Source organism: Aquisalimonas asiatica (genome assembly GCF_900110585.1).
GTDB classification, from domain to species: Bacteria; Pseudomonadota; Gammaproteobacteria; order Nitrococcales; family Aquisalimonadaceae; genus Aquisalimonas; species Aquisalimonas asiatica.
Genome location: NZ_FOEG01000003.1, coordinates 37,496 through 59,433 on the forward strand (window position 1 = coordinate 37,496; position 21,938 = coordinate 59,433).

Below are 21,938 nucleotides of genomic sequence, written 5' to 3' on the forward strand. Positions count from 1 at the left end.
CCGCCTGAACGCAGCCGGCACCTTGGGAAGCCCCCAGAACGCGGCCGGCCTGGGGGGGGCTGGTGGCGCCCCGTGTCTGGCAGCGGCGTCTCGGCGCACCACGCTTCATTCCGGGCTACAGCCGGTCCGCATCCGACAATCCGTGATCCGGCCCTTGCCGCAACCGCGTACCGTAGGATACAGCCGCCGGGCTGTCAGCCGGCCAGACGCGCCGGAACCACTCTTCCCACGCGGGAGTGACGCAGTCCGCCGCAACGGCATCGCAGTGAACACCCCCCACAGTGGTGCCGTACAGACGCTGCTCGGGCACGGCCGGACGGGTGCTGATTCGCGTGAGAATGCCCCGGCGATCACCGCGAACGTTGGGCATTCCGGTGGCACCGTTGTTGACCACCAGCCGCGCCCGACCGCCCGCCGTGAACGCCTGGGCGAAGGGCAGACAGGTGTGTGTACAGGCGAACACGTCCACCGCCGCGCGCCGGAACCAGGACGCCAGCTGCGGCGGCGTCTCACCCCGTGGCGGCATGGCTTCCACGGCCAGCCCCCAGCCGGCAAGGGATTCCGGGTCGCCGTGGATGACACCCACGGACACCGGACCCACCTGCACCCGGAGCTGCCGCGGCAGCCGCCCCAGCGCCTCCACATGCGCCGGCTGCTCCCGGGCGGTGGCCTGCAATCGCGCCATGATCCGGTTCGAGCGCTCCACGGTGGCATCATCGACCCATGCCGGATACGCACAACCACAGCCGGCGTCGTCATCCGGGGAAGCCAGCTCCGCCTCCACGTTGCCCTGCAAGGCGTGGTGTCGCAGCACCTCCGTGTTGACCCGGTCGAAGGTCGCAGCATCCGCGTTGAACCAGTTGAAATCGCCGTTGAAGAGCAGTGCCGGCGCGGGCTGCCCGGCAGCCACTTCGTCCGCCGCCAGCTCCAGCACGGCGCCCAGTGCAGCCGTATTGCCGTACAGGCCACCGATCACGTAGAGCGTCTCCGCGGTCAGATCCGGCGCCCGGTCCAGCGCGGCCGGATCGGTGCGGTAGTGCAAGGGGCAGTGGCGGCCAGGCGCCACCATCACGCCTCGCCCTTGCCGGGCGCCCGGCGACGCAGCCCCAGGGCGAAGGCGGCCATGCCGCCCACCAGGATCGCCACCGTGACCACGAGCAGTTTGCTGTAGCTGTGTTCCACACCGGTGAGCGCACCGATCCAGCCCACGTAGCCGGAGTCTTCCAGGAAATACAGGAACGAACCGCCCATGGCGAGGGCGAACGTCACCAGCAGACTCCAGCGCGCCACATCCCGCCCCAGCAGGATGGAGAACACGATGACCGGGGCCAGGAACAGCGAAGCCGTGCCGCTGACCGCCACGGCGGCGAACAGGTCATCCGTGCCCACGAGGACCAGCAATAACCCGCCCACGGCGGCCGCCACCATGGCCACCCGCCCCCACAGGGTGGAGCGGCGCGCCAGCCCCATGTCCACCACCACCAGTTTTGCGGTGCTGGAATACACCGAGTCCATGGTGGACGCCGCGGACAACACCAGGGCGACCGCGAGAATCAGCATGGCGCCACCGCCGAGCAGGGGCTCCAGGGCGGCGAGGAAATCGCCTTCGCCACCGTCGTTCAGCCCGGCGAACACCCCCAGCAGCCCGAACGCCAGGATGCACAGCGAGGAGAGCCAGAAGGCGTGCAGGAAACTCCGCCGTGTCGTCTGGCGGTCGGCGATAAAGCCGCGGTCCATCATTACCGGGTCGTGCAGGGGATAACTCAACACCTGCAGCAATGCCACCGCCAGCAGGATCCAGCCCGGGCTGGTCAGCTCCGGGCTGCTGACCACCACCGCGCCACTACTGAACTGCGGATGCACCAGGGTCATGACCAGGAGCACCAGCAGCGCGACCCCCAGCAGCGCCATCTGCAGGGCGTCCGTGCGCAGCGAGGCCCGCAGGCCACCGACGGCGGAATAGACCAGGGTCACGGCGGCCACGGCCACCATGGCCAGGTTGCCGGCCTGATCCCCCGCGGCGGCGAAGACAATGCCGATCACCAGCAGGTTGGCAAAGACTTCACTGAGCAGCCGCAGGCTGATCAGCACATTGAAGCACCAGGTGCCGGTGCGCCCGAAGCGCTGGAACAGAAACGCCTGGACGCTGGTGGCCCCGTGACGGAAACGCAGCCGGTCGGTGATCAGCCAGCCCGTGAGGAACGAGCCGTAGTAAGCGGTGTAGGCGAGCACCCCGGCGATGCCGAAGACGTAGCCGAGTATTCCCGCGTTCAGCAGGGAACGGGCGAAAATCCAGGTCGTGACCTGGGAGAGTGTCAAGGTGAGCACGCCCGGCGGTTGCCCGGAATCCGTCCAGCCACGGAAAAACCCGTCCACGGTGCGCACGCGGGGTGCAACCGCAACACTGGCTACGGCGAGGCCGAGAATGATGAGGGTCAGGGCCGGAATATTGAGCGTTTCCAATCCATCCTCCCAGTGGGGACCTCACGCGCACATCTGCCCGGACCCTACACGCTGTGCGTTCAGGCGGGAATACGCGGTTCCCACGGGTTGCCCGGCCGCCGGAACCGGTTTAGGCGCTCACCATGCCGGCGGGCATCGGATTGCCCGAGGGGTTTCCTCTCAGGGCCCGGAAGGCGTCGTCACCATGGCACCGCCCGCGAACCGGTAGGTACTGCCACCAGCCGCCTTGGCATCGTACATGGCGTCATCCGCCACGTGCTGCAATGCATCCGCGTCGGTACCATGATCCGGGTAGAGTCCAATGCCGATACTGCCACCGATGCGCAGCTCCAGGCCCTCGATCAGCAGGGGCCGCTTCAGTGCGTCGAGGATACGTGCCGCCGCATTGCCTGCATCCGCCTCGGTATCGATCCGTGGCAGCAGTACCACGAACTCGTCCCCCCCATGCCGAACAACGGTATCCAGGGACCGGACCGTATCCTGCAACCGTCGCGCAATCTCCTGAAGCACGCTGTCACCGACGTGGTGACCGTGGGCGTCGTTCACCGGCTTGAACCGGTCCAGGTCAATGAACAGCAATGCCAGGCGGTACTCCTCGCGCTCAGCCCGGGCGATGGCGTGGCCGAGCCGGTCGAGGAACAGCGTCCGGTTGGCGAGCCCGGTCAGATGATCATGAAGGGCAAGATGGCGAATGCGCTCCTCCTGCTCCCTGGCGGCCTGCCGGGCCTGGTACTGATCGGTGATGTTATAGGCGAGCCACAGCACACAGGGTCGCCGTTCCAGCCCTTCCGGGAGCGGAAAGATTCTCGCCTGGAACCACTGCTTTCCGGACGGCCCATCCCGCCGACCCAGTTGCGGCAGATCCTCGACATTGACGGGATGCTCCAGCGTCACCAGTTGCCCGCTGTCGATGGCCCTGCGGACGGCACCGCGGAAGTGTCTGGCGGCAGCTTCATCCATGATGTCGTCGAAGCTGTGCCCGACCAGGCCGCTGCCGTCGTGATAGAGCTGCCGTTCACGTCCGCCGAAGGCCTCGAGATACCGGCCCTGATCATCGATCACGAAACCGATATCCGGCACCGCCGCAATCATCGCCTCAAGGCGCCGGGTCACGTGCCGAAGCCGCTGCGCCTGATAGGTCAGCACGCCGGCAACCGCCGATGTGGCGAGCACCAGAAACGCGCCGGTCAGTCGCGCCCAGTAAGGCAACGCCGAGTATGCAGCCCAGCCGGCGGCCGGCACCGCGGCAAGCTGCCACGCGTCGTTCTGGAAGGAGATATCCAGCAGCACCGGATCGGCACGGAAAACCTCCTCCGAGCCGAAGAACACTTCGCCCTCGCTGCCGGTGCCGTCGCGACCGCGCAGCGCCACGTTCAGCGCCCGCCCCTCGAGCGGCAGCAGGCCGGCGGACTCCAGCAGGCTCTCGTGGCTCACGGGGACGGTGGCAGCCCCCCAGTAGCTGCCATCATTCAGCGTCACCGGGGCACGCACGATCAACGCCTCGTCCCCCTGGGCCAGGGTCATGGGGCCGGCCACGACCGCACGCCCCTCGGCCTTCATGCGGTCGAGGCTGCGGCGCTGCTCCGGGTGCTCGGCGATGTCGAGCCCAAGCGCCTCCTGATTGCCTGCCAGGGGATACATGTACGACACGACGTCGCCGGGCGCGAGACCGACGTTCCTGACATGACTCTCCCCCGTGACCATGCGTTCGGCCATGGCCGCAAAGTCGTGCCAGCTGAGATCGGGATTGGCGCCGGCGAAACGCGCCAGCCCCTTGACCATGAAGATGGTGGCGTTGAGTTCGCCCTCGAGCCGCGCGCGCAGGTTGCCCGCTTCCGTCAGTACCGCGTTGCGCGCCTCCTCCTGCGCCCGCTCGCTGGCAACGCGGTCCACCGCCAGCGCCCCGGCGCCAAGCACGGCACCTACGACACCCGCCACCGCCCAGCTCAACAGGCGTCGTTTACCCGGCATACACCCGTGCCCCCCGGCACACCTCGAGTTATTCGCTTTTCCTGCAGCTTACCCGCCTTCACAGGAGAACACGATGCCGGCCGGCGCTACTCCTCTGCCATGGCCAGGATCGGGGTCACGATGTCGTTGCGGGCCACGATGCCCTCGAGGGCGCTGTCGCGCAGCACAACGACACGGCGGAAGTTCTGCCGCACCATCAACCGGGCCACATGCTTGACGTGCATCTCCGCGTGCACGGTGATCACCGGTTTGGTGCACACGTCGTAAACGTTGATCAGGTCGATATCACCCTCCTCGGCGACGATAGTCCGCAGGATGGTGGCATAGGTGATCAACCCGTAGGCGTCGTGCTCGTCCTTACGCTCGACCACCAGCGCCCGGACGTTATTGCTGCGCATGGCCTGCATGGCCTGGCGGATCGTGGCCAGTGGTGAGATCGTCACCACGTCGGTCTGCATGATGTCTTTCACTAGCATGGATGGGCTCCCAGGCGGTATCTCGACGGTGCCGCTACGGCGACTCAAATGTCATCCCGGATGCGGGACTCGAACTGCTCCAGCTGCGCCATATCGATGCCGGCGATATGCTCCAGCGGCAGTGTGAACACCACCCCCTTGCTGGTGGCGTTCAGGTCCAGGTCCCGGGTCATCTGCTTCAACACCCGCACCGAGAGTTTCTTCTCCAGCACGAACAGCAGCACGGACTGGCTGCCTTCGTAGGTCAGCCCGAAGAAGGTCTTCTTCTCCTTCGTGCCAATACCGCGGGCATCCAGAATGGTGACGCCGCCGGCCCCCGCCTCCTTGGCGGAGTCGATGGCCTGCTCTTCCAGGTCTTCGGCCAGGATGGCCACCAGTGCCGCGAATTTCATGTTGCACCTCCTCTCGCCTTGCTGACGAGCTCCACGCCGATAGCGTAGAGCATGACGGTAATAATGGGGAAAATGGACGCGAACGCGATCAGGCCGAAGCCGTCGATGAGCACACTGCGCCCCTCGATGTGGGTTGCCAGGCCAATCCCCAGGGCCGTGACCAGGGGCACGGTCACCTCCGAAGTGGTCACCCCGCCAAGATCGAAGGCCAGGGCCACGATGTACTTCGGCGACAGCCAGGTGAGCAGGATCACCAGCGCGTAGCCGCCCATGATGTAGTAGTGGATGGAGTCACCGGTGATGATGCGGTGCACGCCCACGGTGATGCCAACGGCCACACCGGCGGCCACCAGCAGCCGGATGATGTTGCCCTTGAGCTGCCCCTTGGCTGCCTCTTCCGCCTTTTCGCCGATGGCAATGAGCGCCGGCTCGGCCATGGTGGTGGCAAAGCCGATACAGAAGGCGAACAGGTAGACGAACAGGATCTGCTCGCGGGCGATAAGCTGCTCGGCCATGCTCTCGCCGATGGGAAACAGCCCCAGTTTCAGCCCCACCACGAAGGCGTACAGGCCGACGATCACCAGCACGAAACCGACCATGACCTTGTGCAGGTGAGCAATGTGCTTGCGCAGCACCAGATACTGGAACACCAGCACCACGGCGATAATGGGCAGCACATCCCTGACCATGACCAGCAGATCGCTCAGCATGCCAAGGGCCAGGCTGCCGGCCACCGGGTCGGCGACGCCGTCGGTCTCGGCCTCCATCTCCAGGCCGTTCCCGGCCACATCGCCGGTCTCGCCGAAGGTGTAGACCACGATGCCGTAGAGCTGCACGGAGATCATGGGCACCATCACCGCCAGTGCCACCAGGCCGAAGCCGTGCATGAGCGCGGTGCGCCCGCGGATGGAGACCGCCAGGCCGATACCCAGCGCGGCGATCAGCGGCACGGTGACGATGTTGGTGGTCACGCCGCCGGAGTCGTAGGCCAGCCCGACGATCTCCTCGGGCGCGAAGAAGGTCACCAACACCACCAGCAGGTAACCGGCAATCATGTACCAGTGCAGGCTGTGACCGAGGATGATGCGCACGATGCCGAGCCCCACCACCGCGCCCACGGAGGTGGCCACCAGCAGCCGCAGGGTAAACGCGTTCACACGCCCCTCGCTGATCACCTCGGCCTGATCGGCCACGGCGATCAGCGCCGGCTCGGCGATCACCGCGGCAAACCCCAGGGAGAAACCGAACAGCATCAGCAGCACCAGCGAGCCGCGCTTGGCTAGCTGGTTGGAGAGGTTCTTGCCGATGGGGAAGATGCCCAGCTCCAGGCCCTGCAGGAACAGCGCCACGCCAAGCACCACAATGCCCAGGCCCACGGCCATGGACAGCAACCCGTCGGGCACTTCCTGCATCACCGCGAACTGGAAGAAGCTCACCACGGCGATGATGGGCAAGAGATTGCGGAAGGCATGCTTGAGGATGCCGTAGAATTCCCGGAGCTGATTCACTGGCTGCAGGCTTCCTCTGCTGCTGTGCGCATGGGTCTACTCCGAAGGCCCGGGGCCGTCGCCCAGATACTTGCGGATGGCCGCCGGGTCGATACCGCCGGTGGCATCCACCGGCGCCACGAACGCAAGCCCCTGAAAGGGCCGCAGCAACTCCAGCTCACGGTTCATCCGGGCGGCGATGCGCGTCGCCCGCTCGCCGTCCAGCACCCAGAGCATCACCACGCCGATCCCCCGATAGGTGACACCGAAAAACGTGATGTGCTCGGGAAAGCCGATGCCCCGGGACGGCAGAATGGTAACACCGCGGGCCCCTTCCTCCCGGGCAATGGCCAGCGCCGCCTCCTCCAGCTCATCGGCCACCGCCGCAATCAGCAACGAGGCACCCTGCGGTTTGTCGTCGGTCATGACCCTACCCCGTTTCCACCCACGGCAGCCGTCGCAGCGCCATCTTCTCGAACTCCACGATCACGAACACCGCCGCCCCGAATGCCAGGATCCGTGCCCAGTCGTCCGGCCCGATGGCGGTAGTCCCGAACAGGGTATGCATTACCGGTGCGTAAGTGAACGCCAATTGCAGCAGCACCAGCACCCCGATGGCAATCCACATGGCCTGGCTGCGCAGCAGCGCCCCGCCGACCAGCACCGGCTGGTGGATCAGCCGCAGGTTGAGCAGGTAGAAGGCCTGACCGGCCACCAGCGTGTTGATGGCCACGGTGCGGGCCACCTCGTCGGAGGCGCCCACCACTTCTTCCATCCACACGAAATGGCCGAAGGTCCCCAGCCACAGCAGAATGGCCACGAAGGGAATGCGCCAGAGCAGAAATCCGGACAGCAGCGGTGCCGCCGGGTCCCGGGGCGGACGGCGCATGACGCCCGGCTCGCTGGGCTCGAAGGCCAGCGCCATGGCCAGGGTCACCGAGGTGACCATATTCACCCACAGGACCTGCACCGGGGTCAGCGGCAGGGCCAGCCCCATGAGAATGGCCATCATGATGGTCAGTGACTGCCCGGCATTGGTGGGCAACATGTGCAGGATGGCCTTGCGGATATTGTCGTAGACGGTGCGGCCCTCTTCCACCGCGTGGGCGATGGAGGCGAAGTTGTCATCGGCCAGCACCATCTCCGAGGCCTCCTTGGCGGCCTCCGTGCCCTTGTTACCCATGGCCACGCCCACGTCCGAGCGCTTCAGCGCGGGGGCATCGTTGACGCCGTCTCCGGTCATGGCAACCACGGCGCCTTCCGCCTGCAACGCGCTCACCAGGCGCAACTTGTGCTCGGGCGTGGTGCGGGCGAAGACGGCGGCCGTATGGGCCGTGCGCCGAAGAGTGTCGTCATCCATGGTGTCCAGCTCATGGCCGGCGACGGCACTCCGCGCCGCTTCGCCGAGCCCCAGCAACCGGCCCACGGCGCTGGCGGTGATCAGGTGATCTCCGGTGATCATCTTCACGCCAACGCCGGCCTCACGGCACTGGGCGACGGCGCGAATGGCCTCCTCCCGGGGCGGATCGATAATGCCCAGCACGGCCAGCAGCGTGAACCCACCGGCGTCCACATGGGGATGATCCACGGCGGTCTCTTCGGTGGCCGTCCGTGTCGCCACGGCCAGCAGGCGCTCGCCCTGGCCGGCAATTTGATCGAGGCAGCCGTCCCAGAAAGCGCGGTCCAGTGGCTGGTCGCCATCCACGCCGCGCTGGGCGCTGCACAGATCCAGCACCCGCTCGGGCGCGCCCTTGAGCACGATGTACCGGCCACCGTCCGACGGGCCGTGGAGCGTTGCCATGTACTTGTGATCGGACTCGAACGGGATGACGTCGAGCCGCGGGTGCTGCTGCTCTTCCTCGCCGCGGTCGAGCCCCCCCTTGCCGGCGAGCACCAGCAACGCCCCTTCGGTGGGGTCACCCTCGATGGCCCAGTCGCCTTGGCGCTGGATGAGCCGGGCGTCGTTGCAGAGCAAACCGGCGCGCAATACGTGGCGCAGCACCTCGTCATCCAGCGGTTCAATGGGCTCGCCGTCCTGGCACAGCTGCCCGGCCCCGGGATCGTAACCGACCCCTTCCACCTGGACCCAGCGGTGCGCGCAGGCCACGGTGGAGACGGTCATCTCGTTGCGGGTCAGGGTGCCCGTCTTGTCCGAGCAGATCGTGGACACGGAGCCCAGGGTTTCCACCGCCGGCAGCCGGCGAATGATGGCGTTGCGCCGCGCCATCTTCTGCACACCAATGGCCAGGGCGATGGTCAGGATCGCCGGCAGGCCCTCGGGAATGGTCGATACTGCCAGGCTCACGGCGGCCAGGAACATCTCGTCCAGGGGATAGCCGCGTACCCAGTACCCGAACGCGAACGTCGCCGCCGAGATCACCAGGATGACACCCGCCAGCCAGCGCCCGAACTGCTCCGTCTGCCGGATCAGGGGGGTCTGCAGGCTGTCCACCTCGGTGAGCATGCCCGAGATCCGGCCAACCTCGGTGTCATCCCCCGTGGCGGTCACGACGCCGAGCCCACGGCCGAAGGTCACCAGGGTCCCGGAGTACGCCATGCACACGCGATCGCCCAGTGGCGCAGCGTCGGCCACTGCATCCACCGCCTTGGCGACGGGCACGGACTCGCCGGTGAGTACGGCCTCGTCGATACGCAGGTTCTTGACCTGCAGCAGCCGCAGGTCGGCGGGCACCTTGTCACCGGCCTGGAGCACCACGATGTCCCCCGGCACGACGGTATCCGCCGGAATCTCCTGGCGCTCGCCATCACGGATCACCAGTGCCGTGGGCGAGAGCATCTGGCGAATGGCATCCAGCGCCTTTTCCGCCCGCCCCTCCTGGACGAAGCCGATCAGGGTATTGATGAGCACCACGGCCAGGATCACGCCGGTATCCACCCAGTGGCCCAGCAGCGCCGTGCCGGCTGCCGCGGCAATGAGGATGTAGATCAGGACGTTGTGGAAGTGGCGGAAGAACCGTACCAGGGGACCGGCAGTCTCGGGAGGACGCAGGCGATTGGCCCCGTGCCGCGCCAGGCGGCGGTCCGCCTCGGCGGCGGCGAGACCGTCACGGTGCGCCTCGTGCGCCGCCATGGTGGCCTCGACGGATTGCGCGTGCCAGGACTGCGGTGTGTCGGACATGCCGTTCCCCGAAAGCGACTCAACCGCAGCTCACTCTACCCATTCGGGGATGGGAGGCAATTGATGCAGATCACCCGGGACGGCAAACGCAGATGAAACCGTGCCCGGCCGCAACACCGGGCACGGCCTGAAGGCAATCAGAATGCCGGCACAACGGCACCGTCGTACTCGTCCTCAATGAAGGTGCGCACCTCGTCGCTCAGCAGCACCTCTTTCAGGGCCTGGATCGCCTCGCTGTTCTCGTTGTCCGGGCGCGCGACCAGGTAGTTCACGTAGGGCGACTCCGAGTCCTCGATGGCCAGGGCGTCTTCCACGGGGTTGAGGTCCGCTTCCAGCGCGTAGTTGGTGTTGATCATGGCCACATCCACCTGGTTCAGCACGCGCGGAAGCATCGCTGCCTCCAGCGCTTCGAACTCCAGGTTCTTCGGGTTCTCGGCGATGTCGCTCTCGGTGGCGGAAATGCTGTCGCCATCCTCCAGGGTGATCACGCCCAGTTCATGGAGCAGCAGCAGGGCGCGGCCGCCGTTGGTGGGGTCATTCGGGATGGCAATGGTGTCGCCGTCCTGCAGGTCATCAAGGCTGTCGATGCGGTCGGAGTAAGCACCAAAGGGCTCGATGTGCACGCCGGCGATGGCCACCAGTTCGGTGCCCTGATCGGCATTGAATTCCTCGAGATACGGCTTGTGCTGGAAGAAGTTGGCGTCCAGCCGCTGCTGGTCCACCTGGGTGTTGGGCTGGACGTAATCGGTAAAGACCTGGACGTCCAGGTCCACGCCGCGCTCGTCCATCATGGGCTCGACGAACTCCAGGATCTCCGCATGGGGGACCGGGGTCGCGGCGACGCTGAGGCGCTCGTTGGCGTGGGCATTGGCGGCAGCCAGCAGGCCCGCCGCGGCGGTAACGGTAACGACATGGCGCAAGTGCATTGAGACTCTCCCTGATGTTGGTTGATCGGGAACAAACCTGCTCCGGTCACCGGCGGCTGTAGTACAGCACCAACCGGTCACCAAGCATCTGCAGCAACTGCACGAAGACCACCAGCAGCACCACCGTGACCAGCATCACGTCGGTCTGGAAGCGCTGGTAGCCATAACGGATCGCCAGATCCCCGAGCCCGCCCCCACCGACGACACCGGCCATGGCGGCGTAGGAGACCAGGGTGATGGCAGTCACGGTGATGCCCGCGATGATCCCGGGACGCGCTTCAGGCAGCAGCGCGCCCATGACGATCTGCCAGGTAGACGCCCCCATGGCCTGTGTGGCCTCGATGATGCCGCGATCCACCTCGCGCAGGGACGTCTCCACCAGCCGTGCGAAAAACGGCGTGCCAGCGGCCACCAGCGGGGGAATCACCCCGCGCACGCCCAGTGACGTGCCCACCAGCAGCATCGTTACCGGGATCATCACGATCAGCAGGATGATGAACGGAATGGAGCGCAGCACGTTCACCACGAACGACAGCACCGCGTAGAACGCATTCTGCTCCAGCAGCTGGCGCTTGCCGGTGAGAAACAGCAGCACCCCGAGCGGCAACCCCAGGAGCACGATGAAGAACATGGAGCCACCCACCATGAGCACCGTGTCCCAGGTGGCGACACCGATTTCGTCCCAGCGGACGTTCATGAAGAAATCGTTCATGGCCGCAGCACCTCCACGCTGACATCCGCGCCGTGCAGGGCCTGCTCCGCACTGTCGGTATCACCACCGATCAGCGACAGCGTGATCTGCCCGTAGGGGATATCCTTGATGTGGTCGATGCGCCCGCTCAGGATGCTGTAGTCCACGCCGGTGCGGCGGGCGATATCACCCAGCATCGGGGTATACGTGGCCTCCCCCTGGAAGGTCAGGCGCAGCACCCGGCCCGGGACATGGGCGAAATCCTCCTGGCGCTCGTCCTCGTCGATGTGCTCGGTCTCGAATACGAAACGCTGCGTGGTCTGGTGGCGCGGATGCAGAAAGACCTGCGCCGCCGTGCCCTGTTCAACGACCTCACCGGCATCCAGCACCGCCACCCGGTCACAGATGGTGCGGATGGCGTCCATCTCGTGGGTAATCAGTACGATGGTCAGCCCGAGTTCGCGATTGATATCGCCGAGCAGCCGCAAAACCGACTGGGTGGTCTGGGGGTCGAGGGCGCTGGTGGCCTCGTCGCAGAGCAGAATGCGCGGCTCACAGGCGAGCGACCGGGCGATGCCCACGCGCTGCTTCTGCCCGCCGGAGAGCTGTGCCGGGTACTTGTTGGCCTGATCCGCCAGCCCGACCCGATCGAGCAGGTGATCCACCCGGTGCTGCATCTGGTCACGCGAGTACGTCCCCGCGAGCTTCATGGGAAAACGCACGTTCTCCGCCACCGTCTTCGAGGACAGCAGATTGAAGTGCTGGAAGATCATGCCGATACCGCGGCGCAGCGCCATCAGCTCACCGCCCCGGCTGTCGGTGATGTCCTCACCATCGATCCGGATGCGGCCACTGCTGGGCCGCTCGATCAAATTGATGAGCCGCAACAGCGTGGACTTGCCGGCACCGGAGTGCCCGATCACCCCGAACACCTCGCCGGCGCGGACTTCCAGATTGATATCGCGGAGCGCCGACACGTCACGGCCTTCCACGCGATACGACTTTTGAACGTCCTCGAATTCGATCACGACACAGCTTTCCTGGTCCGCGCAACGTCGCGGGGGAGCACCGTGCGATACCACTGCCGGACACGATCTCCCGCCACCCGAAAGCCCGGGATTATAACGTGACCGGTGCTGATCGAATAAATCGAACAGCTATCAGGTTATAACGCAGGGGTCCGCCAGGGGGTCAGCCCTGCAGTGAAATCCCCATGACGGCGGGCAGAACCCAGTAGATGAACGCGGTAGTCAGGACGATGGTCACCAGGTTCAGCAACAGCCCCGCCCGGGCCATCTGCGGGACAGTCACCGCCCGACTGCCGAACACCACCGCGTTCGGCGGCGTCGCCACGGGGAGCATGAAGGCACAGGACGCCGCCACCGCCACTGCCGCCATCAGCGCCAGCGGATGGAAACCGATCGCCACCGCCAGCGCCCCCATCAGGGGCACGAACAGCGTCGCCGTCGCCGTGTTGGACGTGACCTCGGTGAGAAACACCACCAGCGCCACGCAGGCCGCGATCATCAGCAGGACGGGTATCCCGGCCAGGCCCTCGAGACCGGTGGCCATGGTCTCGGACAGCCCGGACTCCGTGAACCCGGCCGCCAGCGCGAAACCGCCACCGAAGAGCAACACGATGTCCCAGGGGATGGTCACCGCCGTTTTCCAGTCCAACAGCCGCTCACCGGACCCGTCCCCCGCGGACAGCAGAAACAGCGCCAGAGCGCCGGCGATGGCAATACTGGAATCGTTGATCTGGTTCAGTGTCCCCTCGGGGAGAAAACCACGAAACACCCATGCCAGCGCCACGCTCACGAACACGATCAGCACACGCCGCTCGGCCACGCCGATGGAGCCGATCTCCTCCAGCTCACGGCGGACAAGATCACGCCCACCGGGAAGACGGGCGAGATCACGCCCGTGTCGCCCGAACGCAAGATACACCCAGGTCATGGCCAGCATGATGGCCGACAGCGGCACGCCGAATGCCATCCACGCCGCGAAACTGATCTCGATACCGTAGAGTTCGTTGGCCATGCCCGCCAGCACCGCATTCGGCGGCGTGCCGATCAAAGTGCCCACCCCGCCGATGGAGGCGCTGTAGGCAATTCCCAGCATCAGCGCCACGCCGAACCCGCCGGACAGCGTCTCGCCAGCGCGATCCGCCTCTTCCCGGCTCTGCTGCAGCACTGCCATGGCAATGGGAAGCATCATCATGGCCGTCGCGGTATTGCTGATCCACATGGACAGTACTGCCGTGGCCAGCATGAACCCCAGGATCATGCGGCGCGGGTCCGTGCCCACCAGGTTGATGGTGTGCAACGCGATGCGGCGATGGAGATTCCAGCGCTGCATGGTCACGGCGATCAGGAAGCCGCCGAGAAAGAGGTAGATCAGGTGATTACCGTAAGCCCGGGTCACGTCCCCCGGCGCCAACACGTCGAGGGCAGGGAACAGCACGATGGGAACCAGCGCGGTCGCTGCCAGCGGCAGCGCTTCGGAGATCCACCAGGTGGCCATGAGAATCGCCACCAGCGCGACCGCCCACTCGTTCGATTCCAGCCCGGCGGGCGGCCCCGTGAGCAGCCCTGCAATCAGGACGCTCGGCCCGAGGTAAAGTCCCACACTCTGCCTGGAAAGGGCCATTCCGCACTCCTTGGCTCTGAATCGGATTCACCGGTAAGCGTAGCCGGTACCAGCTTGTGTCGTGGTCGGTCGTATTCTATTGCTCGTAACAAAAACGGCGAGTCGGTGGCTTCAATGCCTCCTGACTCGCCGTTTTCATAAAGAAGATGGTCGGGGTGGCAGGATTTGAACCTGCGACCACCTGCACCCCATGCAGGTGCGCTACCAGGCTGCGCTACACCCCGAGAAGGCTGGCAATATTACACAAAACCGCGCGGGCGTCCAAGCCTCGCGCACGCATCAGCGCTTCAGCGCCTGGGCCACTTCCTCCAGCTCCAGCCGGACCTGATGGATCACCTGCTGGCTCTGGTTGAGATCTTCCTTGGCGTCGTCCCCGGACAGGCGCTGACGCGCCCCGCCGATGGTAAACCCTTCCTCGTACAGCAAGGACCGGATCTGGCGGATGAGAATCACGTCCTGACGCTGGTAATAACGTCGATTGCCGCGGCGCTTGACCGGCTTGACCTGCGGAAACTCCTGCTCCCAGTAACGCAGCACGTGCGGTTTCACGCCGCACAGTTCACTGACCTCACCGATGGTGAAGTAGCGCTTGGCCGGGATCGCCGGCAGTTCGTCGTTATTCCCCGGTTCCAGCATAGGCTTCCACTCTCGCCTTCAGTTTCTGACCGGGCCGGAAAGTCACCACGCGCCGGGCGGAGATGGGAATCTCTTCGCCGGTCTTCGGGTTGCGTCCTGGCCGCTCGCTCTTGTCACGCAAATCGAAATTGCCGAAACCGGACAGCTTGACCGCGGTCCCATCTTCCAGGCAAGCCCGGATCTCTTCAAAGAAGCACTCTACCAGATCCTTCGCTTCCCGCTTGTTCAGTCCAACCTCTTCGAACAGACGCTCGGCCATGTCTGCCTTGGTCAAAGCCATGCGATTACCCTCTCAACTCGGCGTGAAGCTCATGGCGCAACTGCGCGACCACACGGTCCACCACTGCGTCCACGTCACTGTCTACAAGCGTGCGGGATAAATCCTGCAAAATCAAGCCTATACCCACACTTTTCATACCATCACCGACGCCTTCCCCCTGATACACGTCGAAGAGGATCACGTCCTTCAGCAACTCGCCCCCGGCCTGGCGCACGCAGCCGTCCAGAGCCGCCGCGGAAACGGACGCCTCCACCACGATCGCCAGGTCCCGACGGATGGACGGGAACCGTGACAGCGGCTCGAAAGCCGGCACCCGCGCCTGCTGCACCACGTCGAGACGCAACTCGAACAGGAATGCCGCACCGTCCAGGTCAAGGCGCCCCTGGAGCTGCGGATGCACCGCGCCCAGCCAGCCCACGGATTCACCATCCAGTTCCACACGCGCGGTCTGACCGGGGTGCAGTGCCGGATGGGTGTCCGGCACGAACCGGAATGCCTCGCCGCGCCCGGAGACCGACAGCAGCGCCTCGACATCGCCCTTGACGTCGAAAAAGTCCACCGGCCGCGGCCGCTCGGCCCACTGCTCGGGCACAACTGGCCCCAGCACGACGCCGGAGAGCATGGACTCCTGAGCAAGATCGTCCAGCGTGCCGCGGAATCGCAGCCCGGTCTCGAACAGCCGCAGGCGCTGCTGCTGGCGGTGGCGGTTGTACACCGCCGCCTTCACCAGGCCCGGCCAGAGGGATGTGCGCATCACCGCCATCTCGGCCGAGATCGGGTTCGCCAGGGGGACGGGTGTCTGCTCGGGGTCGAGCAGGGCCTGGACACCCGGCTCCACGAAACTGTAGGTCACCGCCTCCTGGTAGCCGCGGTCCACCAGCACGTCGCGCAGGCGCGCCACCGGCAACTGCGTCTCGGACTGCGGCTGGATGCGCGCCGGCGTCGCCGGGCGCGTCTCGGGAATGCGGTCGTAGCCGTGAATACGCGCCAGCTCCTCGATCAGATCCGCCTCGATGCTGATATCGAAGCGGTAGGCGGGCACCCGCACCTGCCACTGATCGCCCTCGGCGGTGACGGCCATCCCCAGGCGCTGGAGAATCCCCGTCACTTCCTCGGCCGGGATGTCCATGCCCAGGAGCTGCCGGATGCGCGCCGCGCGCAGGGTCACGTTACGCGGAGCCGGGACATGGGCGTCGTCCACCTGCTCCAGCACCGGTCCGGGCTGACCGCCGGCGATGGCGGTGAGCAGGGCCGTCGCGCGCTCCACGGCACGCACCTGACCGGCCGGATCCACGCCACGTTCGAAGCGATGGGAGGAGTCAGTGTGCAGCCCGTATTGCCGGGCCCGGCCCGCAATCGCCTCCGGCGCAAAGAAGGCACTCTCGAGCAGGATATCCGTGGTGTCATCCACCACCGCAGAATCCGCACCGCCCATGACGCCGGCCATGGCGACCGGCCCCTGGTGGTCGGCGATCACCAGCGTGCCGGCGCGCAGCTCCACTGTTTCATCGCCAAGCAGCCGCAGTGTTTCGCCATCGCGCGCCTGGCGCACGATGATCCCGCCCTGAATCCGGGCGAGATCGAAGGCGTGCATGGGCTGCCCGAGTTCCAGCATGACGTAGTTGGTGACATCCACCACCGGGCCGAGGCTGCGCACGCCGGCGCGGCGCAGGCGCTCCTGCAGCCAGATGGGCGATTGGGCACCCACGTCCACGCCGCGGACCACACGCCCCGCGTAACGCGGGCAGGCCGCCCGGTCATCCAGCGCGATATCGACGCGATCATCGAGCACGGGCGCCACGGTTTCGGGCTCCGGCGCCGTCACATCCACCGCCGTCAGGGCGGAGACTTCCCGGGCCACGCCGTTCATGCCCAGGCAATCCCCGCGGTTGGGCGTGAGATCCACCTCAATGACGGCGTCATCCAGCTGCAGCCATTCGCGGAGGTCCCGGCCGACCGGCGCATCCGCCGGCAATGCCATCAGCCCCGCGGCATCCTCACTGAGCCCCAGCTCCCGGGCGGAACAGAGCATGCCGGTGGATTCGACGCCGCGCAGTTTGGCGCGCTTGATCTTCATGCCGTCCGGGAGCACACCGCCAACCCGTGCCAGCGGCGCCTTCAGGCCCTGTCGCACATTGGGAGCGCCACAGACAATCTGCAGCAGCTCACCACTGCCGTCGTCCACGCGGCATACGGAGAGTTTGTCGGCGTCCGGATGGGCGCTGCACTCCACCACTTCGGCGACCACCACCTGCTCGAAGGCCGGCGCGGCCGTCTCGATGCCATCGACTTCGAGCCCGGCCATGGTAAGCCGGTGGGCCAGCGCCTGGGTCTCCAGGTCGACAGGCAACCACTCGCGTAACCAGTGTTCACTGATCTTCATCCGGACTCCTCAGATCAATCACCCGCCACACCGCCCTATCCCGGCGGCGCCGTGCGGTCGTGCATTACTGAAACTGGCGCAGGAAACGCAGGTCGTTCTCGAAGAACAGCCGCAGATCGTTGACGCCATAGCGGAGCATGGCCAGCCGCTCGACGCCCATGCCGAAGGCCCAGCCGCTGTAGCGCTCCGCGTCGATGCCGCAGTACTCGAACACTTTCGGATGCACCATGCCCGAGCCCAGCACTTCCAGCCAGCCACTGCCACCGCAGACCCGGCATCCCTCGCCGCCACAGTGCACGCACTGGACGTCCACTTCGGCCGACGGTTCCGTGAACGGGAAATAGGAGGGCCGGAACCGCACCTCGAGCCGCTGCTCGAAGAACGCTTCCAGGAAGTCGTGCAGCGCGCCCTTGAGGTACGCGAACGTAATACCTTCGTCCACCAGCAGGCCTTCGACCTGGTGGAACATGGGCGAGTGGGTCAGATCGGAGTCGCACCGGTAGACACGCCCTGGCGCAATGATGCGCACCGGGGCGCCTTCGTTTTCCATGACCCGGATCTGCACCGGCGACGTATGGGTGCGCAGCAGCCGCGATGCGTCGAAGTAGAAGGTGTCGTGCATGGCCCGCGCCGGGTGATGGGCCGGGATATTGAGCGCCTCGAAGTTGTGGTAGTCATCTTCGATTTCGGGGCCTTCCGCCACCCGGAACCCCATGCTCGCGAACAGCGCCTGGATGCGCTCGAGGGTCCGGGTCACCGGGTGCAGACCGCCGGTCTCCTGGCCACGCCCCGGCAGGGTGACGTCCACCGCCTCCTGCGCAAGCTGCGTCTCGAGGCCGGCCGACTCCAGCGTCTGCCGTCGCGCCTCCAGGGCCTGCTGCACTTCTTCCTTGGCTGCGTTGATCGCCTGGCCCGCCGCCGGCCGGTCCTCGGCGGGCAGCTTCCCGAGCTGTTTCAACTGCGCGGTCAGCAACCCTTTCTTGCCCAGATAGGAGACGCGCACGGCATCAAGATCCCGGGCATCCGCCGCATCCCTGATGCCGGCGAGCGCCTCCTGTACCAACGTGTTCAGTTCCTCGGATCGTTGCGCGCTCATGCTCATCCGCCGTCACGGCTGCAGCCCCCGGGACGGCGGGCCGCGGCATTGTCACAAAAAAAGGGAAAGGTCTGGCCCACCTTTCCCTTCATTCCCGGCCCCCGGGACAGCGCCCGGGGTACCAAAGGCGAGCCGATCAGCCGTTCAGCGAGGCCTTGGCCTGCTCGGCCACGGCCGTGAAACCGGCCTTGTCGAACACGGCCATGTCGGCCAGCACCTTGCGATCCAGCTCGATGTCCGCCTTCTTCAGGCCGCTGATGAGGCGGCTGTAGGACAGACCGTTGTTGCGCGCGGCCGCGTTGATCCGCGTCACCCAAAGGGCGCGGAACTGGCGCTTGCGCTGACGGCGGTCGCGGTACTGGTACTGACCGGCCTTGATGACGGCCTGGTTGGCCACCCGCCAGCTCCGGCTGCGGGCACCGTAGTAGCCCTTGGCGCGGGACAGCACCTTGTTGTGCTTGGCGCGGGCGGTGACGCCCCGTTTAACTCGTGCCATGGTTCAAACTCCCAAATTGACAATCAGCTGTACGGCAGCAGACGCCGCACGCCGTCGTGATCCTGCTTCGCGACCAGGGTGAAGCCGCGCAGGTTGCGTTTCCGCTTCTGCGCCTTCTTGGTCAGGATGTGGTTGGCAAACGCCTGCTTGCGCTTGAACCGGCCGGATCCCGTCCTCGCAAAGCGCTTCGCCGCGCCGCGGTTGGTCTTGATCTTTGGCATTGCCAGTCTCCAGTCTAAAAAAACAGCAGGCCAGCGCGAGGGCTGGCCATGCAGCATTCCACGAAATGACGAATCAGTTCTTCTTGCGCGGCGCGAGCATCATGACCATGGTGCGCCCTTCCATCTTGGGGCGCTGCTCCACGGTGGCGATGTCTTCCAGATCGGTCTCGACCCGCTCAAGCAGCTTCAGCCCGAGATCCTGGTGCGCCATCTCGCGCCCCCGGAATCGCAGCGTGACCTTGCCGCGGTCGCCATCTTCAAGAAACTTCCGCAGGTTCCGGACCTTGACGTTGTAGTCGCCAGCGTCGGTGCCGGGCCGGAATTTGACTTCCTTGAGCTGCACCTGCTTCTGCTTCTTCTTGGCGGCCTGCTGCTTCTTGCTCGCCTCGAACTTGTGTTTGCCGTAATCCATGATCCGGCAAACGGCCGTCTCCGGGTGCGGCACCATCTCGACCAGGTCGAGACCGGCCTCTTCGGCCCTATCCAGCGCTTCCTGGAGGGACATGACCCCGGCCTGTTCCCCGTCCTGATCAATGAGACGGACCTGCTCAGTACGAATCTTGTCGTTGATGGGTTTTTCATCAACGGGCGCAGACCGCTTCCGCTTGTTCTTCAGAGCGATGTTTCAATCCTCCGCAATACCACGAGTACGCCGTGCCACTTCCGCTTCAAGCTGGTCAATCAGCGCTTCGACCTTGATCGAGCCCAGATCTTCACCCGAACGGGTCCGCACGGCAACGGATCCTGATTCCATTTCGCGATCCCCGATGACGAGCATGTAGGGGACCTTCTGCAATGTGTGCTCGCGGATTTTAAAGCCGATCTTCTCGTTTCTCAAGTCGGAGGAGACCCGAAATCCCCGACTGCGAAGGGTTTTTTCAACGTCCCGGGCGAAATCCGCCTGGCGGTCGGTGATATTCATCACCACCGCCTGCTCGGGAGCCAGCCACAGGGGCAGCGCTCCGGCGTGCTCTTCGATGAGAATCCCGATGAAGCGCTCGAACGAACCGAGAATCGCCCGGTGGAGCATCACGGGCTCCCGGCGCGAGCCGTCTTCCGCCACGTAGTCCGCGCCGAGGCGGCCCGGCAGCGCGAAATCCACCTGGATGGTGCCGCACTGCCACACACGCCCGAGGCAGTCCTTGAGCGAGAACTCCACCTTGGGCCCGTAGAAGGCGCCCTCGCCCGGCTGCAGGGTGTAGTCGAGGCCGGCATTGGTGAGCGCCGTCTCCAGCGCGGCCTCGGCCTTGTCCCACACGGCGTCGGAGCCGACCCGCTTGGCCGGCCGGGTGGACAGCGCGATGAGGATGTCGTCGAAGCCGAGCTCCCGGTAGGCGCGGAACACCATGTCGATGAACGCCGCCACTTCCGACTGCACCTGCTCCTCGGTGCAGAAGATGTGGGCATCATCCTGGACGAAATTACGCACGCGCATGAGCCCGTGCAGCGTGCCCGAGGGCTCGTTGCGGTGGCAGGAGCCGAACTCGGCCATGCGCAGGGGCAGATCCCGGTAACTCTTCAGGCCCTGGTTGAAGATCTGCACGTGGCAGGGGCAGTTCATGGGCTTGACCGCGTACATCCGGTTCTCGGATTCGGTGTAGAACATGTCGTCACCGAACTTCTCCCAGTGCCCGGATTTCTCCCACAGGCTGCGGTCCACCAGCTGCGGCGTGCGCACTTCCTGGTAGTCGTGCTCGCGCAGCAGATTGCGGATGTAGTCTTCCAGCACCCGGTAGACACGCCAGCCCTTGTCGTGCCAGAAGACCATGCCCGGCGACTCTTCCTGCAGGTGAAAGAGGTCCTGTGCCTTGGCAATCCGGCGGTGGTCGCGCTTCTGCGCCTCTTCCAGGCGTTTCAGGTAGGCCTTGAGCCCCTTGCGGTCCGCCCAGGCGGTGCCGTAGATGCGCTGGAGCATCTCGTTGCTGGCATCGGCACGCCAGTAGGCACCGGCCAGTTTGGTGAGCTTGAACGCCTTGCAGAAGCGGGTGTTGGGCACGTGCGGGCCGAGGCACATGTCCACGTACTCCTGGTGGTAGTACAGGGCCATGTGGGTCACATCCGGCATGTCCTCGACCAGCTTGACCTTGTAGCTCTCGCCGCGCTCGCGGAAGATCCGCAGCACCTCGTCGCGCGGCGTCACCTCCTTGATGACGTCGTATTCCTGGTCGATGAGCTCCGCCATGCGCTGTTCGATCTTCTCCAGATCGTCCGGCGTGAAACCGTCATCGAAACGGATGTCATAGTAGAAGCCGTCCTCCACCACCGGGCCGATGGCCATCTGCGCGTCGGGGTAGAGCTGCTTTACGGCCTGACCCAGCATGTGCGCACAGGAGTGGCGGATGATCTCCAGCCCCTCGTCGCTCTTCGGTGTGATGATCTCCAGCTGCGCGTCGTCTGTGATGAGATCGCAGGCATCGTGGAGCTCGCCGTTGACGCGGCCGGCCAGGGTCGCCTTGGCAAGCCCGGCGCCGATATCGGCGGCAACGCGGGAGATGGAGACAGGTTCATTGTATTCGCGGCGACTGCCGTCCGGCAGCGTAATGACTGGCATGGAGAGCTCTCCTGACAGTGGTGACCCATACGAGAGGCCACGTGTATTTGTGGTGCCGACCATCGCGGGCAGGCCGGCACG

At 65.7% G+C, this 21,938-nt stretch carries 20 protein-coding genes and 1 tRNA gene; all 21 read right to left on the reverse strand.

Features of this window, described 5'->3' with window-relative positions; translation table 11 throughout:
* Positions 1-115: 115 nt before the first annotated feature.
* The 21 genes from BMZ02_RS18980 to thrS all read right to left on the reverse strand — a co-directional run bounded on the left by BMZ02_RS18980 (position 116) and on the right by thrS (position 21,857).
* Positions 116-1,069 (reverse strand): metallophosphoesterase family protein, encoded by a 954-nt coding sequence (locus BMZ02_RS18980; protein WP_091642054.1) that lies wholly within the window; start codon positions 1,067-1,069, stop codon positions 116-118.
* Complete coding sequence (locus tag BMZ02_RS08140; protein WP_091642057.1) at positions 1,069-2,463, reverse strand: sodium:solute symporter family transporter; 1,395 nt, start codon at positions 2,461-2,463, stop codon at positions 1,069-1,071. The genes BMZ02_RS18980 and BMZ02_RS08140 overlap by 1 nt, the downstream gene beginning before the upstream one ends.
* A gap of 159 nt (positions 2,464-2,622) precedes the next feature.
* Positions 2,623-4,434: a sensor domain-containing diguanylate cyclase gene (locus tag BMZ02_RS08145; RefSeq protein ID WP_091642060.1), complete on the reverse strand. Its 1,812-nt coding sequence runs from the start codon at positions 4,432-4,434 to the stop codon at positions 2,623-2,625.
* 86 nt (positions 4,435-4,520) lie between these two features.
* Complete coding sequence (locus BMZ02_RS08150) at positions 4,521-4,910, reverse strand: CBS domain-containing protein (RefSeq protein ID WP_091642063.1); 390 nt, start codon at positions 4,908-4,910, stop codon at positions 4,521-4,523.
* 44 nt (positions 4,911-4,954) lie between these two features.
* A complete protein-coding gene (locus tag BMZ02_RS08155; protein WP_091642065.1) occupies positions 4,955-5,302 on the reverse strand; it encodes a P-II family nitrogen regulator in 348 nt (115 codons plus the stop codon).
* Positions 5,299-6,810, reverse strand: coding sequence for a DUF1538 domain-containing protein (locus BMZ02_RS08160; protein ID WP_091642068.1), 1,512 nt, complete (start codon positions 6,808-6,810; stop codon positions 5,299-5,301). The genes BMZ02_RS08155 and BMZ02_RS08160 overlap by 4 nt, the downstream gene beginning before the upstream one ends.
* Before the next feature lie 36 nt (positions 6,811-6,846).
* Positions 6,847-7,215 (reverse strand): hypothetical protein, encoded by a 369-nt coding sequence (locus BMZ02_RS08165; protein WP_091642070.1) that lies wholly within the window; start codon positions 7,213-7,215, stop codon positions 6,847-6,849.
* A gap of 4 nt (positions 7,216-7,219) precedes the next feature.
* Positions 7,220-9,928: a cation-transporting P-type ATPase gene (locus BMZ02_RS08170; RefSeq protein WP_091642073.1), complete on the reverse strand. Its 2,709-nt coding sequence runs from the start codon at positions 9,926-9,928 to the stop codon at positions 7,220-7,222.
* 137 nt (positions 9,929-10,065) lie between these two features.
* The gene (locus BMZ02_RS08175) at positions 10,066-10,854 is read right to left on the reverse strand and encodes a MetQ/NlpA family ABC transporter substrate-binding protein (RefSeq protein WP_091642075.1); all 789 of its coding nucleotides are present in this window, start codon (positions 10,852-10,854) and stop codon (positions 10,066-10,068) included.
* Positions 10,855-10,900: 46 nt separating this feature from the next.
* Positions 10,901-11,566 (reverse strand): methionine ABC transporter permease, encoded by a 666-nt coding sequence (locus BMZ02_RS08180; RefSeq protein ID WP_091642078.1) that lies wholly within the window; start codon positions 11,564-11,566, stop codon positions 10,901-10,903.
* A complete protein-coding gene (locus BMZ02_RS08185; RefSeq protein ID WP_091642081.1) occupies positions 11,563-12,573 on the reverse strand; it encodes a methionine ABC transporter ATP-binding protein in 1,011 nt (336 codons plus the stop codon). Before BMZ02_RS08185 ends, BMZ02_RS08180 begins: the two co-directional genes overlap by 4 nt.
* Before the next feature lie 163 nt (positions 12,574-12,736).
* On the reverse strand, positions 12,737-14,194 hold the full coding sequence (locus BMZ02_RS08190) for an SLC13 family permease (protein WP_091642082.1): 1,458 nt from the start codon (positions 14,192-14,194) through the stop codon (positions 12,737-12,739).
* 147 nt (positions 14,195-14,341) lie between these two features.
* A tRNA-Pro gene (locus BMZ02_RS08195) sits at positions 14,342-14,418 on the reverse strand.
* A gap of 55 nt (positions 14,419-14,473) precedes the next feature.
* Positions 14,474-14,830: a MerR family transcriptional regulator gene (locus tag BMZ02_RS08200; protein WP_091642085.1), complete on the reverse strand. Its 357-nt coding sequence runs from the start codon at positions 14,828-14,830 to the stop codon at positions 14,474-14,476.
* The gene (gene ihfA / locus BMZ02_RS08205; RefSeq protein WP_091642087.1) at positions 14,811-15,110 is read right to left on the reverse strand and encodes an integration host factor subunit alpha; all 300 of its coding nucleotides are present in this window, start codon (positions 15,108-15,110) and stop codon (positions 14,811-14,813) included. The genes BMZ02_RS08200 and ihfA overlap by 20 nt, the downstream gene beginning before the upstream one ends.
* 4 nt (positions 15,111-15,114) lie before the next feature.
* Positions 15,115-17,493 (reverse strand): phenylalanine--tRNA ligase subunit beta, encoded by a 2,379-nt coding sequence (gene pheT, locus BMZ02_RS08210; protein ID WP_091642090.1) that lies wholly within the window; start codon positions 17,491-17,493, stop codon positions 15,115-15,117.
* Between the two features lie 64 nt (positions 17,494-17,557).
* The gene (gene pheS, locus BMZ02_RS08215) at positions 17,558-18,589 is read right to left on the reverse strand and encodes a phenylalanine--tRNA ligase subunit alpha (protein WP_091642093.1); all 1,032 of its coding nucleotides are present in this window, start codon (positions 18,587-18,589) and stop codon (positions 17,558-17,560) included.
* Positions 18,590-18,725: 136 nt separating this feature from the next.
* Positions 18,726-19,085 (reverse strand): 50S ribosomal protein L20, encoded by a 360-nt coding sequence (gene rplT / locus BMZ02_RS08220; protein WP_091642095.1) that lies wholly within the window; start codon positions 19,083-19,085, stop codon positions 18,726-18,728.
* A gap of 23 nt (positions 19,086-19,108) precedes the next feature.
* Positions 19,109-19,306 (reverse strand): 50S ribosomal protein L35, encoded by a 198-nt coding sequence (gene rpmI / locus BMZ02_RS08225; protein ID WP_091642098.1) that lies wholly within the window; start codon positions 19,304-19,306, stop codon positions 19,109-19,111.
* A 73-nt stretch (positions 19,307-19,379) separates the two neighbouring features.
* A complete protein-coding gene (infC, locus tag BMZ02_RS08230) occupies positions 19,380-19,928 on the reverse strand; it encodes a translation initiation factor IF-3 (protein WP_425425076.1) in 549 nt (182 codons plus the stop codon).
* A 3-nt stretch (positions 19,929-19,931) separates the two neighbouring features.
* On the reverse strand, positions 19,932-21,857 hold the full coding sequence (gene thrS / locus BMZ02_RS08235) for a threonine--tRNA ligase (protein WP_091642105.1): 1,926 nt from the start codon (positions 21,855-21,857) through the stop codon (positions 19,932-19,934).
* Positions 21,858-21,938: the final 81 nt, after the last annotated feature.

What these genes read in the sequence shown, in the direction of transcription:
- BMZ02_RS18980 (WP_091642054.1), bottom strand. Translation starts at nt 1,069, where the DNA reads ATGGTGGCGCCTGGCCGCCACTGCCCCTTGCACTACCGCACCGATCCG.
- BMZ02_RS08145 (WP_091642060.1), bottom strand. Translation starts at nt 4,434, where the DNA reads ATGCCGGGTAAACGACGCCTGTTGAGCTGGGCGGTGGCGGGTGTCGTA.
- BMZ02_RS08150 (WP_091642063.1), bottom strand. Translation starts at nt 4,910, where the DNA reads ATGCTAGTGAAAGACATCATGCAGACCGACGTGGTGACGATCTCACCA.
- BMZ02_RS08155 (WP_091642065.1), bottom strand. Translation starts at nt 5,302, where the DNA reads ATGAAATTCGCGGCACTGGTGGCCATCCTGGCCGAAGACCTGGAAGAG.
- BMZ02_RS08165 (WP_091642070.1), bottom strand. Translation starts at nt 7,215, where the DNA reads ATGACCGACGACAAACCGCAGGGTGCCTCGTTGCTGATTGCGGCGGTG.
- BMZ02_RS08170 (WP_091642073.1), bottom strand. Translation starts at nt 9,928, where the DNA reads ATGTCCGACACACCGCAGTCCTGGCACGCGCAATCCGTCGAGGCCACC.
- BMZ02_RS08175 (WP_091642075.1), bottom strand. Translation starts at nt 10,854, where the DNA reads ATGCACTTGCGCCATGTCGTTACCGTTACCGCCGCGGCGGGCCTGCTG.
- BMZ02_RS08180 (WP_091642078.1), bottom strand. Translation starts at nt 11,566, where the DNA reads ATGAACGATTTCTTCATGAACGTCCGCTGGGACGAAATCGGTGTCGCC.
- BMZ02_RS08190 (WP_091642082.1), bottom strand. Translation starts at nt 14,194, where the DNA reads ATGGCCCTTTCCAGGCAGAGTGTGGGACTTTACCTCGGGCCGAGCGTC.
- BMZ02_RS08200 (WP_091642085.1), bottom strand. Translation starts at nt 14,830, where the DNA reads ATGCTGGAACCGGGGAATAACGACGAACTGCCGGCGATCCCGGCCAAG.
- ihfA (WP_091642087.1), bottom strand. Translation starts at nt 15,110, where the DNA reads ATGGCTTTGACCAAGGCAGACATGGCCGAGCGTCTGTTCGAAGAGGTT.
- pheT (WP_091642090.1), bottom strand. Translation starts at nt 17,493, where the DNA reads ATGAAGATCAGTGAACACTGGTTACGCGAGTGGTTGCCTGTCGACCTG.
- pheS (WP_091642093.1), bottom strand. Translation starts at nt 18,589, where the DNA reads ATGAGCGCGCAACGATCCGAGGAACTGAACACGTTGGTACAGGAGGCG.
- rplT (WP_091642095.1), bottom strand. Translation starts at nt 19,085, where the DNA reads ATGGCACGAGTTAAACGGGGCGTCACCGCCCGCGCCAAGCACAACAAG.
- rpmI (WP_091642098.1), bottom strand. Translation starts at nt 19,306, where the DNA reads ATGCCAAAGATCAAGACCAACCGCGGCGCGGCGAAGCGCTTTGCGAGG.
- thrS (WP_091642105.1), bottom strand. Translation starts at nt 21,857, where the DNA reads ATGCCAGTCATTACGCTGCCGGACGGCAGTCGCCGCGAATACAATGAA.